Origin of the sequence: Antrihabitans spumae, from assembly GCF_043944905.1 — a bacterium.
Lineage (GTDB): Bacteria > Actinomycetota > Actinomycetes > Mycobacteriales > Mycobacteriaceae > Antrihabitans > Antrihabitans spumae.
The window spans coordinates 1-4253 of record NZ_JBIMSN010000064.1; the positions used below are offsets into that span (position 1 = coordinate 1).

5 protein-coding genes are annotated in these 4253 nt (G+C 65.2%); all 5 read right to left on the reverse strand.

All coding sequences use genetic code 11. The features are described 5' to 3' along the window. Nucleotides 1-78 precede the first annotated feature (78 nt). A complete protein-coding gene (locus ACHIRB_RS16740; RefSeq protein WP_395126679.1) occupies nucleotides 79-369 on the reverse strand; it encodes a type II toxin-antitoxin system RelE family toxin in 291 nt (96 codons plus the stop codon). Beyond that, entirely contained in the window at nucleotides 366-641 is a 276-nt protein-coding gene (locus tag ACHIRB_RS16745) for a type II toxin-antitoxin system Phd/YefM family antitoxin (protein WP_395126681.1), read from the reverse strand. Before ACHIRB_RS16745 ends, ACHIRB_RS16740 begins: the two co-directional genes overlap by 4 nt. A 238-nt stretch (nucleotides 642-879) precedes the next feature. Further along, the gene (locus tag ACHIRB_RS16750; protein WP_395126682.1) at nucleotides 880-1917 is read right to left on the reverse strand and encodes a helix-turn-helix domain-containing protein; all 1038 of its coding nucleotides are present in this window, start codon (nucleotides 1915-1917) and stop codon (nucleotides 880-882) included. A 48-nt stretch (nucleotides 1918-1965) separates the two neighbouring features. Next, nucleotides 1966-3150 carry a methyl acetate hydrolase AcmB gene (acmB, locus tag ACHIRB_RS16755; protein ID WP_395126683.1) on the reverse strand — a complete coding sequence of 395 codons (1185 nt, stop codon included), beginning with the start codon at nucleotides 3148-3150 and terminating at the stop codon, nucleotides 1966-1968. 41 nt (nucleotides 3151-3191) lie between these two features. Then, the gene (locus ACHIRB_RS16760) at nucleotides 3192-4181 is read right to left on the reverse strand and encodes an alpha/beta hydrolase (protein ID WP_395126684.1); all 990 of its coding nucleotides are present in this window, start codon (nucleotides 4179-4181) and stop codon (nucleotides 3192-3194) included. Nucleotides 4182-4253 lie beyond the last annotated feature (72 nt).

Genomic DNA, 4253 nt, shown 5'->3' on the forward strand with positions numbered 1-4253 from the left:
TGACATGACTCCATCCTTCCCAAAGAATGAAGTCTCCGGACTCACCGGGGCGGTTCAGATGTGTTGTGGCGCTGAGGGTTAGGTGCGGTAGGCGTGGGCGCGGTGGTCGATCTTGACGATGACGATGGTGTGGTTGGGGTCGTCGATGCGCAGAAGGATGCGGTAGTCGCCGCGGCGGGCGCTGTGGAGGCCTTCGAGGTCGTCGCGTAGCGGTTTGCTGAGGCGGTGGGGGTTGCCGGCGAGGGGTCCGGAGATGAACTCGATGACGGCGTGGACGATCCGGGACGGGAGTCGTTGCAGGTCGCGGCGTGCGGGGGATGCGACCTCGACGCGGTACGGGTCGTCCGAGTCTGTGGGGTTGTCGCTCATGCCGGCGGCATGCCGTGTTCGGCGCGCAGGTCCTCAAGGGAGACGGTTTGGCCGGCTGCGTACTCGACGTCGGCGGCCGCGACAGCTTCGCGGATGCCGGCACGTGAGAGCCAGTAGATCGTTTCGTGCAGCGATTCGAGGTCGTCAGCCGACATGAGCACCGCGGCGGGTTTGCCGTGTTTGGTGATCGTGATGATGTCGTGCGTGCTCTCGGCGCTGTCAACGAGCGCGGAGAGCTTGTCCTTGGCTTCACCGAGAGGCACTGTCGTCATGCATCCATTCTAGCCGCTACAGTGGCCAGAAACTAGCCACAGATTTAGCCGATAATAGATCTTATGTCAGTGGGCTTGTCGGCACCCAAAGTGGCGTCTGGCTATCTCGAGGTCGTAGGTCTGCAGTCAAAGGCTACAACCTTTTGTTGATATGCTATCTACGCTCGCATTTCAAACCGGTTGAACGACATGGGATTCGGCTTGAGTCGACATAATCAGGGAGTTTCCCGGGTTCGTCTTACCCGGGAGCGGGAAGGTCGAAAACCCGAGAGGATTCGAGCCGCCACGCCAGATATGCCAGGCCGAGCCTGATGCGGCCGTACCCGTCCTGGAAGTCGAAGCCGACCTCTGCGCGGAGGAGCTCGGACCGCGTCTGCACCGTGCTGTGGTGGACGCCGGCGCGGCGGGCGGCCTGGCGTACTGACGACGTGGCCAGGATGGCCTCGATGGTGGAATCGGCCCACGGGTGGGTCATCACCGTAGCGATGCGGGCCGAGTCGCTGGTGGCGATCGTGGATGGTCCGGCGTCGGCGAGGAGCTGAGTCAGCCCGCCGTAACGGTCCGCGCAGACGAACGGGTCCGACGGCGGGCGACACAGCCGGACCGCGACGAGTGCGGTGCGGAACGACGACTTCAGGTCGTCGACGGGGGTTGCAATGCCGACCCCCGACGGTCGCACGTCGAGCTCGGTGGTCGTGGCAGGCACGATCGTGGCGTGTACCGGACCAAACGCGGTGCTGATGACGTCCGAGGGGCCCGCCGGATGGGATGCCCACACAGCGAACAGCGGAGCGGCCACCACCCTGTGGGTCCGGGTCGCGTCGAGGCCCAGCCGTCCGGCTGCCTCGGCTCGCTCCGACGCGGACGTCGACGAGTCAAGCACGACTCGCAGATCACGGCGCGGCTCGATCTCCCGGCGTTCAATCCCCGCCCTTACGCCCACCGCTAGCGCTAATCGCTCGAGAATGATCGCGTCGTTGGCGTGTGGCGGCCCGCTGCGCTCCAACCAGACGCGGACACCCCCCGGAAGCTGACTGACCGTGACGTCGTCGGGGCGGGCGCCTTCCAGCACGTTGCCGGAAGGACCGAGCCGTAGCTCGGTCCTCCCAGCGCCGGTCTTCGCCCCTGCCGGGCACCCCGCCAGCGACGCTGCGGCAGCCAGCAGCCCACGGGTGTTCACGTCACCGACGATGAGTTCGTCGAAGCAGGCGATCACTCGAATACCCAGACTGGCGTCGGGATCAAGTGCCGCGATTCTGCCGAGCAGCTCCTGCATCACGAACTCCTCAGCGACGGGACGGCGACGGACAGGCGAGACCCATTGTCAGCCGCGCAACGCCCGGTAAGTCGCGGTTTCCAGGTCCAGGTAACCGGTCACGGAGTCCGCATCGGCGAACGGGAAGATCTGCGTGGCCCAATACCCGCCGATCGAGTTGCGCCGGTCGATCCAGTAGTAAAGATTTGCCAGCCCCGCCCAGGCCACGCTGCCAGCGGGACGTCCCGTCGGCGCCTCCTCGTCATTCACCATGAAGGTGTAAGCCCAGGACTTGGACTGGCCGGGGAAGAACTCTGCGTCGTTGCTCAGAGTGGGGATCACCCCGGGGAGCACCTTGACCTTGAGATCGCCGAGGTGGTTCTGCGCGGCGAACTCGACGGTGTCGGGCCGCAGGATCTGCTCGCCCGACGGCGCCGAGCCGTCGTTGAGCCACATCCGAATGAAGGACAGATAATCCCCGACCGTCGAGTACAGGCCGTGACCACCCATGTGGACCTCGGGGTCGGGCAGGCGGAAGTCGGTTGGTTCGAGCGCCCCGTCAGCGCCACGCTGGTGCATGGTCGCCACCCGCGATTCCATGTCGCCGTCAAGGGTGAACGATGTGTTGGTCATGCCCAGCGGGGTGAGGATGCGGTCGCGGAACACCTCACCGAGCCGGCGGCCGGTAATCCCCTCGATCACCTGTCCGGCCCAGTCGATGTTGCTGCCGTACTCCCACTGCTCGCCCGGATCGAACAGCAAAGGGGTCTGCAGAGCGCGACGACTCGAAGTGACGATGCTGGGCTGCCCATGGTTCTCCGCGAGACGGTTGTACTGCTCGTTGAAGAAGTCGTATCCGAAACCCGCAGTGTGGAGCAGCAGTTGCTTGGTGGTTATGTCGGACTTGGGCGCCCGCAGGACCGGATCGCCGTTATCGTCAAATCCATCAAGGACTTGCACCTCGCCGAGCGCCGGAGCGTACTCTTTTGCCGGCGCGTCGAAGTCAAGGTCGCCGCTCTCGCGCAGCTGCAGTGCCGCGACACCCGTTAGGGCCTTCGTGGTGGAGAAGATCGCGAACACCGAGTCGGTGGTCATCGGCGTCTTGGTGCCCAGGTCGCGGTATCCCGAGGCCCCGAGGTATACCGCCTCCTCCGCAGTCGTGACGCCGGCGACGACGCCGGGGACCCGATACGCCGCGTCCTGAACGACGCGGTCGACTGCCTCGGCGATCGAGCTGCTATTCGTCGTGGTCATCGTGAACTCCTTTGTTCTGTGTAGCTTCACCTGCGAGAAACTCAGTCGGACAACCGATTCGCCACCCAATCGAAACGGGCACGCATCATTCCCTGGGCGAGCGCGGTATGCGGGGCGAAAATGTCGAAGGCATGAAACCCACCGGTCCATACGTGCAGCTCGGCGTCACCACCGGCCCGCCAGATCGCGGTCGCGTAGTCGATCGCCTCGTCGCGGAAGATTTCCGCCGATCCCACGTCGATGAACGCCGGTGGAAGGCCGGTGAGGTCGGTAGCGCGAGCAGGGGCGATATAGGGCGAGACGTCGTCGCCGCCGTACCTGTCACCCAGCACCGCCACCCACCCGGTCTCGTTGCTGATGCGGTCCCACACCCCGACGCCGTCGAACTGCCCGGTAGACGGGGTTCGCCCCCGGTCGTCGAGCATCGGATAGACGAGCAGCTGTCCGCACAGCGCAGGACCCGATCGGTCGCGGGCGGCCAGTGCGGCGCCAGCGGCCAGACCGCCCCCGGCGCTAGCGCCGGCGACCATCACTCGACGGGGGTCGATGCTCAGATCACCGGCGTTGGCGACTGACCACACGAGGGTGGCGTATAGATCCTCGCGGGCATACGGGTCTTGGAATTCCGGTGCCAACCGGTACTCGGGGCACACGAGAACGGCGCCGAGCTGCTCGACCCAGTCGAGGTTCATCGCCAACGCATTGAAGCGAGCGCCGAACATTAGCCCACCCGAGTGGGCGTACACGATGGCCGGCCGCGATCCGGGATGGTCGGGGGATCGGAAGACCGAGACTACGATCCCGTCGCCGCCGTGACCCCGGACGGTGTACTCGTCATGGAGGACTTGGCGGCCCTCGAGGATCTCCGCCACCGGCGGAGACGCATAAGACCGTCGCATGAACGGGATCAAGTCGGGGGTAATGGTTGGCGGAAATACCCCACCGACCACCGCAAGACCGGCCTTTAGCTCGGGGTCGAAACGCGGACGCCGTACGCCCGCACCCCTGCCGCCCTCTTTCTGAAGTGTCACGGATCACACTTTAGCCCAGATCTTTCTCCGGGCTGACGTGCCGGCTTGATCTGTTTCGGATTGGGTTTTCGA

Bases quoted from the DNA above. Each gene is read 5' to 3' on its own strand.
- ACHIRB_RS16740 (WP_395126679.1), bottom strand. From the start codon at position 369: ATGAGCGACAACCCCACAGACTCGGACGACCCGTACCGCGTCGAGGTC.
- ACHIRB_RS16745 (WP_395126681.1), bottom strand. From the start codon at position 641: ATGACGACAGTGCCTCTCGGTGAAGCCAAGGACAAGCTCTCCGCGCTC.
- ACHIRB_RS16750 (WP_395126682.1), bottom strand. From the start codon at position 1,917: ATGCAGGAGCTGCTCGGCAGAATCGCGGCACTTGATCCCGACGCCAGT.
- acmB (WP_395126683.1), bottom strand. From the start codon at position 3,150: ATGACCACGACGAATAGCAGCTCGATCGCCGAGGCAGTCGACCGCGTC.